At 39.8% G+C, this 12,235-nt stretch carries 14 protein-coding genes; all 14 read left to right on the top strand.

All coding sequences use genetic code 11. The annotated features are described in order from the left end of the window. Window positions 1-136 precede the first annotated feature (136 nt). Window positions 137-847 carry an energy transducer TonB gene (locus tag BUA60_RS14280; RefSeq protein ID WP_072862816.1) on the top strand — a complete coding sequence of 237 codons (711 nt, stop codon included), beginning with the start codon at window positions 137-139 and terminating at the stop codon, window positions 845-847. A 216-nt stretch (window positions 848-1,063) separates the two neighbouring features. After that, complete coding sequence (gene cyoE, locus BUA60_RS14275) at window positions 1,064-1,963, top strand: heme o synthase (protein ID WP_072862814.1); 900 nt, start codon at window positions 1,064-1,066, stop codon at window positions 1,961-1,963. 5 nt (window positions 1,964-1,968) lie between these two features. Continuing rightward, a complete protein-coding gene (locus BUA60_RS14270) occupies window positions 1,969-2,550 on the top strand; it encodes a cytochrome c oxidase subunit 3 (RefSeq protein WP_072862812.1) in 582 nt (193 codons plus the stop codon). Between the two features lie 147 nt (window positions 2,551-2,697). Then, complete coding sequence (locus tag BUA60_RS14265; protein WP_072862810.1) at window positions 2,698-3,672, top strand: cytochrome c oxidase subunit 3; 975 nt, start codon at window positions 2,698-2,700, stop codon at window positions 3,670-3,672. A 56-nt stretch (window positions 3,673-3,728) separates the two neighbouring features. Further along, entirely contained in the window at window positions 3,729-4,112 is a 384-nt protein-coding gene (locus BUA60_RS14260) for a cytochrome C oxidase subunit IV family protein (protein WP_072862808.1), read from the top strand. Between the two features lie 136 nt (window positions 4,113-4,248). After that, window positions 4,249-4,881, top strand: a complete 633-nt coding sequence (locus tag BUA60_RS14255; RefSeq protein ID WP_072862806.1) for a hypothetical protein — start codon at window positions 4,249-4,251, stop codon at window positions 4,879-4,881. After that, a complete protein-coding gene (locus BUA60_RS14250; protein WP_072862804.1) occupies window positions 4,881-5,609 on the top strand; it encodes an SCO family protein in 729 nt (242 codons plus the stop codon). The genes BUA60_RS14255 and BUA60_RS14250 overlap by 1 nt, the downstream gene beginning before the upstream one ends. Next, on the top strand, window positions 5,609-6,142 hold the full coding sequence (locus BUA60_RS14245; protein WP_072862802.1) for a DUF420 domain-containing protein: 534 nt from the start codon (window positions 5,609-5,611) through the stop codon (window positions 6,140-6,142). Before BUA60_RS14250 ends, BUA60_RS14245 begins: the two co-directional genes overlap by 1 nt. A 10-nt stretch (window positions 6,143-6,152) precedes the next feature. Continuing rightward, a complete protein-coding gene (locus BUA60_RS14240) occupies window positions 6,153-6,389 on the top strand; it encodes a hypothetical protein (protein ID WP_245802556.1) in 237 nt (78 codons plus the stop codon). Window positions 6,390-6,477: 88 nt separating this feature from the next. Beyond that, window positions 6,478-7,725 (top strand): ABC transporter permease, encoded by a 1,248-nt coding sequence (locus tag BUA60_RS14235; RefSeq protein WP_072862799.1) that lies wholly within the window; start codon window positions 6,478-6,480, stop codon window positions 7,723-7,725. Between the two features lie 28 nt (window positions 7,726-7,753). Further along, window positions 7,754-9,013: an ABC transporter permease gene (locus BUA60_RS14230; RefSeq protein WP_072862797.1), complete on the top strand. Its 1,260-nt coding sequence runs from the start codon at window positions 7,754-7,756 to the stop codon at window positions 9,011-9,013. 85 nt (window positions 9,014-9,098) lie between these two features. Beyond that, window positions 9,099-10,211 carry an efflux RND transporter periplasmic adaptor subunit gene (locus BUA60_RS14225; RefSeq protein WP_072862795.1) on the top strand — a complete coding sequence of 371 codons (1,113 nt, stop codon included), beginning with the start codon at window positions 9,099-9,101 and terminating at the stop codon, window positions 10,209-10,211. A 100-nt stretch (window positions 10,212-10,311) separates the two neighbouring features. Beyond that, the gene (locus BUA60_RS14220) at window positions 10,312-11,013 is read left to right on the top strand and encodes an ABC transporter ATP-binding protein (RefSeq protein WP_031442418.1); all 702 of its coding nucleotides are present in this window, start codon (window positions 10,312-10,314) and stop codon (window positions 11,011-11,013) included. Continuing rightward, complete coding sequence (locus BUA60_RS14215) at window positions 11,006-12,235, top strand: ABC transporter permease (protein WP_072862793.1); 1,230 nt, start codon at window positions 11,006-11,008, stop codon at window positions 12,233-12,235. The genes BUA60_RS14220 and BUA60_RS14215 overlap by 8 nt, the downstream gene beginning before the upstream one ends.

The following is a 12,235-nucleotide window of genomic DNA, read 5'->3' as shown; positions in this document are numbered from 1 at the left end:
CAGGGCCTTTGGTTACATATAATAGGATACTTTGGAGCCCAATGACCTGTTTGAATTTATTTGTATTTTTTTTAACAAAAAGTTTTAAACAGATAAAATAAATATATAAATTAGCGAACATTAAAAATTAAGAATTATGCAACTTAAAAAGAATCCGAAAGCAGATTTAACAAGGAATAGCGGGCTTTATTTCGTTATTGGTCTTGTTTTGGTTATGGCATTGACGTATATAGCTTTTGAGTGGAAGACCTATGACGACGATAATAATTTTGATTACACCATGAATGTGGAGGATACTTTGGACGAAGAAGTTCCAATGACCGAGCAAATCAAAACACCACCACCACCACCACCACCAGCAGCACCTGAGATCATTGAGGTTGTTGAAGATGAGGAGGAAGTGGAAGAGACTGTAATAGAGTCTACAGAAACCAGTCAAGAGGAGGAAGTAATAGAAGTAGCCGATGTTGAGGTGGAAGAAGTTGAGGAGGATGTGGATGTACCTTTTGCTGTTATTGAGGATGTTCCTATTTTTCCTGGTTGTGAAAATGAACCAAAAAACAAAATGAGGGATTGTTTCAACTCCATGATGCAGAAGCATATTGGAAAAAACTTTCGCTATCCAGAAATTGCCCAGGAAATGGGAGTTCAAGGTAGGGTTAACGTAATGTTTGTTATCCAAAAAGACGGTAGTATCGGAAACGTAAGAATGAGAGGTCCGGATAAGAACTTGGAGGAAGAAGCTGCAAGGATTATCAGTAAATTGCCAAAAATGACTCCAGGAAAACAAAGGGGTAGACCAGTTCGTGTACCGTTTAGTATTCCAATTACTTTCAAACTGCAGTAGTTGTAATTTAAAATATATTTAAAATCCCGAGCCAACGCTCGGGATTTTTTTTGTTTCATAATAATGTAAGCGCTCCATGGTCTATGGAGGTTGGGGGGGGTCGTAGATTTGTTTAGGGTTCTGCTACTCCTTTTTAGTTAATTTATATAAACATGTTTATTTGGTTGCAAAAATATCTTATGCGGTGTATCTTTGCGGTCCATTTAAAAAATGTAAATGAAAACGGCGGTCGGTTCAGTGAAGAATGCCTCTTTAGCGTTATATTTTGCTGACTTTAAAGAAATTACCAAAGCAAGGCTTGCTGTAAGTGTGGTCTTCTCTTCCATAGCAGGGTATTTTCTGGGTGCCGTTGAAATAAGTTTTTCCTCGGTGCTGCTTTTAGCCTTTGGGGGCTATTGTATGGTAGGGGCTTCCAATGCCTATAATCAAATTATAGAAAAAGACCTGGATGCCTTGATGAGTCGTACCAAGAATAGGCCTATACCGGCAGGTAGGATGTCTGTGAACACGGCTATGGCCATTGCTGTTCTAATGACCATTTTGGGAATCGTAGCCTTGTATTTTCTCAATCCAAAGACGGCCATGTTTGGTGCCATCTCCATTTTCTTGTACACAAGTGTTTATACGCCTTTAAAGACTAAAACGCCGTTAGCCGTGTTTGTAGGTGCATTTCCAGGAGCTATTCCCTTTATGTTGGGATGGGTGGCCGCTACCGATAATTTTGGTATAGAGCCGGGGACTTTGTTTATGATTCAGTTCTTTTGGCAGTTTCCACATTTTTGGGCTCTAGGTTGGATGTTGGATGAAGATTATAAGAAGGGTGGTTTTAAAATGCTTCCGACTGGTAAAAAGGATAAGGGCACCGCTTTACAGATAATTATGTATACCATTTGGATGATGATTATATCTATAATTCCGGTATTTGGTTTTACGGGAAGGCTGCAATTATCAATTGTGGCGGCTATTATAGTTTTTTTAATGGGTACGGTAATGTTGTTCTTTGCTTTTCGATTATATGAAAATAGGGACAATGCATCCGCTAGAAAATTAATGCTGGCCAGTGTAAGTTATATAACACTGATGCAAGTGGTATATGTAATGGATAAATTTATTTAATAAGGATGGACTTAACGCAGGGTACGGGAAAGGAAAAAAACGCAAGGGCTAAGAAGATGATGCTCTGGTTCGGGATAGTGAGCTTGCTAATGGGATTTGCGGGTTGGACCAGCGCCTATATAGTAAGCAGTTCCCGTGAGGATTGGATCAAGGATCTGGCCTTGCCATCATCGTTTTTGGGCAGTACCATAGTTATAATTATAAGTAGTTTAACTTATATTATGGCGAAGAAAGCCATTAAGCAAGATAAGGTAAAACAATGTACCAACTGGTTGTTGTTGACCCTGGGTCTAGGGATAACCTTTATAATATTGCAATTCAACGGATTCTCACAGATGGTAGCCAACGGTTACTATTTTACCGGGCCTACGAGCAATATTAAAATGTCCTATGTTTTCTTAATAGCTGCCGTGCATATTGTTCATGTGGTTGCCGGGATTATTTCGCTTTTGGTGGTTATTGCAAACCACTTGCGAAATAAGTATTCCTCCAAGGAAATGCTCGGTTTGGAATTGGGAGCTACGTTTTGGCATTTTTTGGATATTCTTTGGGTATATTTAATTCTTTTCATGTATTTCGTGAACTAAAAAAGGGTTAATTCTTTGGTAATTAGAAGGTATTCTAGGTGAGCTTATTTAGAATGGGTTTTTTTTGCCATTTTTAAAAGGCAAAAATTTTGTTTAGCCGAAAAAAATGTAAATTTGTGAAAATTTTATTAACGCTATAATTTTTATATGGATTCTACGGTTACTACGGGTACAGAAGAAAACGTTTGGGGTGGAGGAAATCAACCTCTAGGTGCAAGTTACGGAAAGTTGATGATGTGGTTCTTTATTGTCTCCGATGCTTTAACGTTTTCTGGCTTTCTTGCCGCTTACGGTTTTTCAAGATTTAAGTTCATAGAAACTTGGCCAATTGCCGATGAGGTGTTTACCCACGTTCCTTTTTTTCATGGGAATTACCCAATGTATTACGTAGCTTTCATGACTTTCGTCTTGATCATGTCTTCGGTAACTATGGTGTTGGCCGTTGATGCCGGACATAAATTACAAAAGACAAAAGTCATCTGGTTTATGTTTCTTACCATTATTGGTGGTGCTATCTTCGTAGGTTCACAGGCTTGGGAATGGGCCACTTTTATAAAAGGCGATTTTGGAGCTTTGGAAACTAAAGGCGGTAGGGTTTTGCAATTTGTTAGTGCCGATTCAGGTGATCGCCTGGCATTAAGGGATTTTGCAGCGACTTTGGAGGAAGAAAGGGTCGATCATGAAAGGAAGAACGGAATTTGGTACTACAAAGGCGATGCGTTGCCTAGCTACTCCTTGAATGAGGTGGTTGAAGGGGTGAAATCAAATCCCAATGTTTTAATTCGTACAGAGACCATCAACGAGGATGGCCATAAGACAGTTTTGACTCGGGATGAAACTTTGAAGAAATTGAATGATGCAACACTTGTAGTGGAAGGGGCCAATTTGGTACGGAATGAGTACGGTAGTAGGTTGTTTGCCGATTTCTTTTTCTTTATCACAGGTTTTCACGGTTTTCACGTGTTTTCCGGTGTGGTAATCAACTGCATTATCTTTTTTAATGTTATTCTTGGTACTTATGAGCGCAGGGGACATTATGAAATGGTGGAAAAAGTAGGGCTATACTGGCACTTTGTGGATTTGGTATGGGTATTTGTATTTACCTTCTTCTACTTGGTATAACTACAGGAAAAATAACATATACAATTAAAAGAATACTTTAAAAAATAGCATTAGAAATGGCACACGAACATAAACTCGAAATATTTAGAGGTCTGTTGAAATTTAAGTCCAATACCCAAAAAATATGGGGAGTACTTATATTCCTTACTTTGGTCACCATAGTTGAAGTGGCATTGGGGATTTTAAAACCTGCGGCCTTGACTCATTCCTACTTCCTTGGGATGAAAGTCTTGAACTGGATATTTATCATACTAACCTTGGTTAAGGCTTATTATATTGCGTGGGATTTCATGCACCTTAGGGATGAAAAGAGTTCTTTAAGAAGAGCTATTGTATGGACCCCTATATTCCTTGTTGCCTATCTTATTTTTATTCTTCTCTTTGAAGCGGATTATATATACCACGTGTATAGCGATGGCTTCGTTAAGTGGAATTTCTAACGAATAATTAACAGCTTAAAAAGACGGTATAACAACCGTCTTTTTTATTTTTGTACTTATTCGGTTTACACCGATTTTACAGCGAAGGAATGTTTTTTTCGTTAAAACTGTAATGTTGGAAACTAATAGCTATTAGATGAAGAAAACATTAGTACTCGTCACCTTATTTATACTGCCAATAGTGATATATCTATTTTTTGCCTCGGGTATCACGAACTTTGGCAGATTGGCAACTTTAACGGAGAATGTCTCTGAAATTGATTTTGCCACCAACGATGTATCCTTGGAAGGTAAAATTACCGTATTGGGATTTCTGGGGAAGGACGTGGATAACAAAAAAGGTAACGCCTTTAATTTAAACCAGAAGATATACAAGCGCTTTAACGAGTTTAACGATTTTCAATTTGTTATGGTAATGCCGAAAGGTACGGAGCAGGATGTTGAAGAATTGAAAAAGGAGCTGGAGCAGTTGGCAGATATTGGTAAATGGAATTTCGTTTACGGGGATGAGGATGATATTAATCGAATTTTTAGGAGTTTAAAGACAAACCTTAGCCTAGATGGGAACTTGAGTACTCCCTATGTGTTCATAGTGGATAAGAATAGGGTACTTAGGGGTAGGGACGATGATGAGGATGAGGGTGTCAAATATGGTTTTGACACTTCCTCCGTGGCCGATTTAAACAATAAGATGGAGGATGATATAAAAATAATACTGGCCGAATATCGAATGGCCCTTAAAAAGAACAATGCAGATAGGCCAAAATAATGCAAAAGAATAATTATACATATGTTTGGGTTTCACTGGTAATCCTAGTTTTTGGAATCATTTTTGTCCCAAAAATTGTTGATCGGGTGAAAGGGGGTTCCATTACACAAAATGATAGGTTAAACCTAAAGGATGCCAATGATAAGCTGGCATATGTTGAAATGAACGGTGAGAGACGTAAGGTACCGCCCTTTGCTTTTGTAGATCAAGACAGTCTATTGATTACCAATGACGATTATAAGGGCAAGGTGTATCTGGTGGAATTCTTTTTTACTACCTGCCCCACAATTTGCCCCATCATGAACAAAAATTTGGTTCAGATTCAAAATGAATTCAAAAATTTTGAAAATTTTGGAGTGGCTTCGTTTACCATAAACCCAGAATATGATACGCCTGGGGTATTGAAGGAATACGCTCAGGATTACGGCATAACAAACATGGACTGGCATTTGTTGACGGGGAATATAAACGATATTTATACCTTGGCCAATACCGGATTTAGTATTTTTGCCGCTGAAGTTCCAGAGGCAGAAGGCGGGTTTGAACATTCGGGTCTATTTGCATTGGTAGATAAAAACGGTTTTATACGTTCCCGAGTGGACAAGTTTGGAAATCCAATTGTGTATTACAGGGGGACCATTAGTGAACAGGAAGGTGAAAATGATCATGGGGAAGAGGAACAAATATCAATCCTAAAAGAAGACATTAAAAAATTATTGGGAGAATAATGGATGCAGTTGCTTTAAAAGAAAAGAAATTCAATAAAATTATTAACCTGGTATCCATTGTTATACCGCTTGTAGTGGCATTGCTCTTTGGAGTTAAATTACCCAATGTGGAGCCTCTTGGTTTTTTACCGCCTATATATGCTTCCATAAATGGTTTAACAGCCGTTTTATTGATTCTTGCCGTTCTTGCCGTTAAGAATGGGAAGTTGGAACTGCACCGGAAATTAATGACTGGTTGCATTGTTCTTTCCCTGGCATTTCTAGTGATGTATGTGGCCTATCACATGACCTCGGATTCTACCTCCTTTGGCGGAGAGGGAATTGTTAGGTATCTCTACTTCTTTATTTTGATAACCCATATCATTCTTTCCATTGCAATTATACCATTGGTATTGCGCACCTATGCAAAGGCATACCTTAAGAATTATGATGCGCACAGGAAACTTGCAAAAATTACCTTTCCCCTATGGTTGTATGTGGCCATTACCGGGGTTGTAGTCTATTTAATGATATCTCCCTATTATGTGCACTAAAAGGTCAATATTGTATTCAAGAAATACCATAAAAGTACGATATACCGTATTGCTTTTAACTTTGGTGTTTTTATTGGTTCCGGAATTGGCCGAAGCCCAATGCGCCATGTGTAGGGCTGTGTTGGAAAGTGAAGGGAGTGAAGCTGCTGCAAAAGGCATCAACAATGGCATTGTATATCTTATGGCCGTTCCCTATCTGTTGGTGGCCGGTTTATTTTTCTTTATCTACAGGAAGATGAAATCTTAAAATTGGTTCAATTTTAACATTTATTTAGAGTTACACCTGTAACAATTTCATTTCACAAAGGTCTTATTCAATAAACACTATTGGACCTATGTTTGATATTGAGAGATGGCAGGAAATTTTCGATGCTATACGGAAAAATAAACTCCGTACCATTCTTACCGGCGTTTCCGTTGCTTCTGGTATATTTATTTTGGTGGTTTTATTGGCATTTGGTCAGGGCATGCAAAATGGTATTGCCAAAGAATTTGAAGCGGATGCCAGCAATAGGATAGGGGTATGGACACAGGTTACCACACAGGAATATATGGGCCTAAACCCAGGTAGGCCCATACAACTAAGAAATAATAATTACCAAGCCATCAATTCTAAATTTGGTGAAGACCTCGAAAATAGATCCCCATTCTTTAGGGTAAGAAATGTAACCGTAGATTATAATACGGAATCCGGCTCCTATTCCGTACAGGGAGTATCCCCTTTGTTTCAGAATATTGAAAATCAATTTATTTCCGAGGGGCGGTATTTAAATTACGGGGATGAGGAAAACGTTGCCAAGGTGGTGGTGATCAGTAATAAAATTAAACGGGAACTGCTTAAAGGGGAAGAAAATCCCATTGGTGCGTTTTTGAAGCTTTCAGGGATTAATTTTCAGATCATTGGGGTTTATGGGGATAAGGGAGGCGATAGGGAAGAGGATAGGTTGTTTATCCCTATAAGTACTGCTCAGCGTGTTTTTAATGGAAGCGATAATCTAAATATGCTGTTCTATACCTTAAAGCCCTCCGCAAGTTTGGATGAAACGGTTGCAAAGTCCGTGAAATTGACCGAAGATATCAAAACCTATCTCAAGGAGGCCCATATGGTGGCGCCAACTGACCCCAGTGCCGTCAATACTTTTAATACGCTGGAAGCGGTAAAGCGATTTCAAAATTTAACCGGAGGGATTAAATTTTTCTTCTGGTTCGTTGGTATATGCACTATTGTGGCAGGTGTGGTAGGCGTTAGCAACATTATGATGATTATAGTAAAGGAAAGAACCCGGGAGATTGGGGTAAGGAAGGCTTTGGGCGCACGGCCAAGGGCCATTGTGGGCATGATATTGCATGAGGCAATCTTTGTTACCAGTGTTGCCGGATTGGCCGGACTAATATTTAGCATGGGGTTGTTGGAATTTGTGGGTCCAAACCTTCAGATAGATTATGTCCTTAATCCTTCCATTAATTTCAAGGTGGCACTTAGTACAGTTTGTTTGTTGATAATAGCAGGGGCCTTGGCGGGCTTTTTTCCTGCTTGGCGGGCTGCTACTATTAGGCCAATTGAAGCTTTGAGGGATGAATAGGACCATTGTTTATATATAACCAATAGATATGTTCAATAAGGACCGATGGAAAGAAATTCTGGAAGTACTGACCGGTAACTGGTTCAGGACCATTTTAACCGCATTTGGGGTTTTTTGGGGAATATTGATATTGATTGTTCTGCTAGCAGCAGGGAAGGGATTGGAGAACGGCATACGGTCCAATTTTGGTGATATTGCAACCAATACTATGTTCATGTGGACCCAAGGAACCTCAATGGCGTATAAAGGCTTGCCAAAGGGGAGGCGTTTTACTTTTAAATTGGGGGACGTAGATGCTATAAGGCAAAAAGTGCCGGATCTAAGGTTTGTGTCCCCAAGAAATCAATTGGGAGGATTTAATGGAACCAATAATGTGGTGCGGGGAATAAAAACGGGGGCATTTAATGTCTATGGGGATTATCCGGATATTATTAATCAAGATCCCATGAGCATCACTTCCGGCAGATTTATAAATCAATTGGATATTGATGGAAAAAGAAAGGTAGCGGTAATTGGTGAGGGGGTGCGTGCCAGTTTATATGATGTGGGGGAAGAGGCTATAGGTACCTATATTAAGATCCAAGGAGTGAATTTTATGGTTGTTGGAACCTATAGGAAGAATTCCAATGATGGAAATGCCGAGGAGATCCAAAAGGAAATTTTTATACCCTTTACTTCCTTTTCCCAGGCTTTCAACCAGGCCGATAAAGTGGGTTGGATGGCCATTACCGCCAATGATGACTCTTCAATTACCCAACTAAAGGAGCAAATATTTACGGTAGTGCGGGAAAATCAAAAAATTCATCCCCAAGATCTTCGTGCTGTTGGGCATTTTGATCTATTTGAGGAGTTCAACAGAGTGTTGGGACTGTTTAAGGCCATGCGTTGGATAGCCTATTTTGTTGGTGTTCTGGTATTGTTGTCTGGTGTTATTGGGGTGAGCAATATTATGTTGATAGTGGTCAAGGAACGGACCAAGGAAATTGGGATTAGACGTGCTTTGGGTGAAAACCCATGGTCTATTAAGCTTCAAATTATTATGGAATCTATTTTTTTGACCATCATATCCGGGATGGCCGGAATTAGTTTTGGGGCCTTTGTCATTTATCTTATTAATTATTTTCTAGCGAGTAATGGGCCAATTGAAATGTTCATTAATCCCAGTGTGGGTTTGGGGGTGGTACTGCTGGCCTTGATTATTTTGATGGTATCGGGGCTATTGGCGGGGTTCATACCTGCACAGAGTGCTATAAAAATTAAACCAATAGAGGCGCTGAGAATGGAGTAGCCGTATCATTGTGACTAAGCTGTAAAATTTTAAACTAAGAAAAACAACATAAGTAGGAATCAATCAATCAAAAAAAATCAAAAACATGAAAAAGTCGATTACCGTTATAATTTTAATATTTATCGTTTTTAGTTGTGCCGGCGCCTTGTATTACCTATATAAAAAGAATGCCGAAGATCCGGTGGTATATGCAACGGAAAAGCCTTCCACACAGACCATAATAAAGAAAACTGTGGCTACGGGCAGTATACTGCCTTTGGAAGAGGTGTTGATCAAACCAAATATTTCAGGCGTTATAGAGGAGGTTTTTGTTGAAGGGGGAGATTATGTTAAATCGGGTGATCTTATCGCCAAGATAAAGGTGGTACCCAATCTATCTTCATTAAACGAGGCCAAGAATACCATAGAAGAGGCCAAGATTTCCCTGGATGACCAAAAGCGTAACTTGGAAAGGCAAAAAACCTTGTTCGATAAAGGGGTAATTTCCAGAGTGGATCTGGAAAAGGCGGAAGTTGCCTATGACCAGGCCAAGCAATCCTATGTTGCGGCCAACAAACGCTTCGATATCGTTAAGACCGGAACAACCAAAGGTTATGGGAACGAGGCAAATACCCTGATACGTGCAACGGTGAGCGGAATGGTGCTGGAAGTGCCGGTGGAAGTTGGTAATCAGGTTATAGAATCCAATAATTTTAATGAAGGTACTACCATTGCAGCCATTGCTGATGTAGATAAGATGATTTTTGAAGGCAAGGTAGACGAATCGGAAGTAGGTAAAATTAAGGAGGATCTACCTTTGGAAATTACCGTGGGGGCCATAGAGAACAAGGTGTTCGATGCTGTCCTGGATTATATAGCACCCAAGGGGAAAGTGGAAAACGGAGCCATACAGTTCGAGATAAAAGGTACCTTGAAGAAGCGGGATTCGGTTTTTATAAGGGCAGGCCTGAGTGCCAATGCTTCAATTATATTGGCCAAGGCAGATAGTGTTCTGGCGGTGAAGGAAGCCTTGATCCAATTTGATCCGGATACCAAAAAACCCTTTGTGGAAATTGCTACAGGGAGTCAAAAATTTGAACGTAGGGAAATTCAATTGGGGGTAAGTGATGGAATCTATATCCAAATTCTACAGGGAATAAAACCAGACGATGAAATAAAAGTATGGAACGAAATAAAACCTGCAACGGTTGGGGCCTAGGCTTTTTTAACAAAGCTTTAACACGGACTATTGTAACGACTCTAGTGATAGTAGGTCTTATATTCGTATTTTCATACATGCTCACCTAATCCATTAAATCATGATAGAAATTAAAGATCTTCATAAATCCTATAAAATGGGAAGCAATTCCCTACATGTGTTAAAAGGTATTAATTTTTCTGTTGAGGAAGGGGAGCTTGTGGCCATAATGGGGTCTTCTGGTTCTGGTAAGTCCACCCTGCTTAATATACTTGGTATGTTGGACGTATTGGATGAAGGATCCTACACCTTGGACGGGGTGCCTATTAAAGACCTAAATGAGACCAAAGCCGCACAATACAGGAACAAGTTTTTGGGTTTTGTTTTCCAGTCCTTTAATTTGATCAATTACAAAAGCGCCATGGAAAATGTGGCACTTCCCCTTTATTACCAAAAAGTGGGCAGAAAGGAAAGACAGGAAAAGGCCTTGAAGTACTTGGAACAAGTGGGTTTACGGGAATGGGCGGACCATTTGCCAAGTGAATTGTCCGGTGGACAAAAGCAAAGGGTAGCCATTGCACGGGCCATGGCGGCCGAACCCAAAGTATTGTTGGCAGATGAGCCTACGGGTGCCTTGGACAGTACAACTTCATACGAGGTCATGGACCTTATTCAAAAAATAAACGATGCCGGCAACACTATACTGATAGTTACGCATGAGCCTGATATTGCGGACATGTGCAAGAGAATTGTACATTTAAAGGATGGGGTTATTGTTGAAGATAAAAAAATAACCCAGGTTAGGGCCTCCCAATATGTTTAGTAGGGATAATTGGAAGGAAATATTTGAAACTATTCACAAGAATAAACTCAGGACCTTTCTCTCCGGGTTTACCGTGGCCTTGGGCATTCTCATTTTCGTTGTTCTATTTGGAATGGGAAATGGCCTGGTGAACACCTTCAATGAGTTTTTTGGGGATGATGCCACCAATGTACTTTATGTATTCCCAGGGAGGACCACAATACCATATAAAGGCTATAAATCCAACAGGAGTATTGAGTTTGATAATAGTGATTTGGCGGACATCAACAAAAATTTTTCCATGTTCGTTGAATATAGCACCCCAAGAATTTCCAGAGGGGGTTTGGTCAAATACAAGAATGAATCCAATAACTATACTACTAGGGCAGTCGGACCGGCACATCAATATGCCGAAAAGACCATTATGATGAAAGGGCGTTATATAAATGAAGAAGATATTAAGAATAAAACCAAATATGTTGTCATCGGTAGGCTGGTAGAAAATGATCTATTTGGTAATAAAAATTCCCTAGGCGAATACATAGATGTGGCAGGGAGTGCCTTTATGGTCATCGGAGTTTTTCAGGATGACGGAGGGGATAATGAGGAACGTTTAATCTATATGCCCTATACAACGAGACAGCTCATTGAGAAAAATAATGATAAAGTAGACCAGATAATTGTGGCCTTTAAACCAGAGATAGGTTACGCCGGGGCCATGGCTCTTGATTTGAGCCTGAATCGTTTTTTTAAGGAAAAGAAATATATAAGTCCGGATGACCAGAACGGAGTCTTTATTAGGAACGTGGCGGACCAATTGAAGCAAAACCAGCAATTTGCAAGGGTCCTGCAGATTATAGTGGCCTTTGTGGCCTTTGGAACCATAATAGCGGGCATAATAGGGATCAGCAATATTATGGTTTTTGTGGTCAAGGAACGCACCAAGGAACTTGGGATTAGGAAAGCCCTCGGCGCCACGCCCAAGTCGGTCATAGGTTCTATCCTATTGGAATCGGTTTTTATTACTACCATTTCAGGATTCTTTGGGATGCTTTTGGGTGTTTTTATTTTGAATTCATTGGGTGAAAAATTGAAGGACTACTTCATAACCAATCCCTATATAGATATTACAATGGCGATTAGTGCAACTTTGGTATTGATACTGTTTGGTGCCATTGCAGGGTATATTCCGGCCAAGAGGGCAGCGGATATAAAACCAATAGAAGCCTTAAGAGACGAATAA

This window comes from Arenibacter palladensis, from assembly GCF_900129275.1.
GTDB lineage: Bacteria > Bacteroidota > Bacteroidia > Flavobacteriales > Flavobacteriaceae > Arenibacter > Arenibacter palladensis.
The sequence above is the reverse complement of the archived record's forward strand: the minus strand, read 5'-3'. Positions and strand labels throughout refer to the sequence as shown.

Bases quoted from the DNA above. Each gene is read 5' to 3' on its own strand.
- BUA60_RS14215 (WP_072862793.1), top strand. From the start codon at position 11,006: ATGTTTAGTAGGGATAATTGGAAGGAAATATTTGAAACTATTCACAAG.
- BUA60_RS14265 (WP_072862810.1), top strand. From the start codon at position 2,698: ATGGATTCTACGGTTACTACGGGTACAGAAGAAAACGTTTGGGGTGGA.
- BUA60_RS14260 (WP_072862808.1), top strand. From the start codon at position 3,729: ATGGCACACGAACATAAACTCGAAATATTTAGAGGTCTGTTGAAATTT.
- BUA60_RS14280 (WP_072862816.1), top strand. From the start codon at position 137: ATGCAACTTAAAAAGAATCCGAAAGCAGATTTAACAAGGAATAGCGGG.
- cyoE (WP_072862814.1), top strand. From the start codon at position 1,064: ATGAAAACGGCGGTCGGTTCAGTGAAGAATGCCTCTTTAGCGTTATAT.
- BUA60_RS14270 (WP_072862812.1), top strand. From the start codon at position 1,969: ATGGACTTAACGCAGGGTACGGGAAAGGAAAAAAACGCAAGGGCTAAG.
- BUA60_RS14250 (WP_072862804.1), top strand. From the start codon at position 4,881: ATGCAAAAGAATAATTATACATATGTTTGGGTTTCACTGGTAATCCTA.
- BUA60_RS14235 (WP_072862799.1), top strand. From the start codon at position 6,478: ATGTTTGATATTGAGAGATGGCAGGAAATTTTCGATGCTATACGGAAA.
- BUA60_RS14255 (WP_072862806.1), top strand. From the start codon at position 4,249: ATGAAGAAAACATTAGTACTCGTCACCTTATTTATACTGCCAATAGTG.
- BUA60_RS14220 (WP_031442418.1), top strand. From the start codon at position 10,312: ATGATAGAAATTAAAGATCTTCATAAATCCTATAAAATGGGAAGCAAT.
- BUA60_RS14225 (WP_072862795.1), top strand. From the start codon at position 9,099: ATGAAAAAGTCGATTACCGTTATAATTTTAATATTTATCGTTTTTAGT.
- BUA60_RS14230 (WP_072862797.1), top strand. From the start codon at position 7,754: ATGTTCAATAAGGACCGATGGAAAGAAATTCTGGAAGTACTGACCGGT.
- BUA60_RS14245 (WP_072862802.1), top strand. From the start codon at position 5,609: ATGGATGCAGTTGCTTTAAAAGAAAAGAAATTCAATAAAATTATTAAC.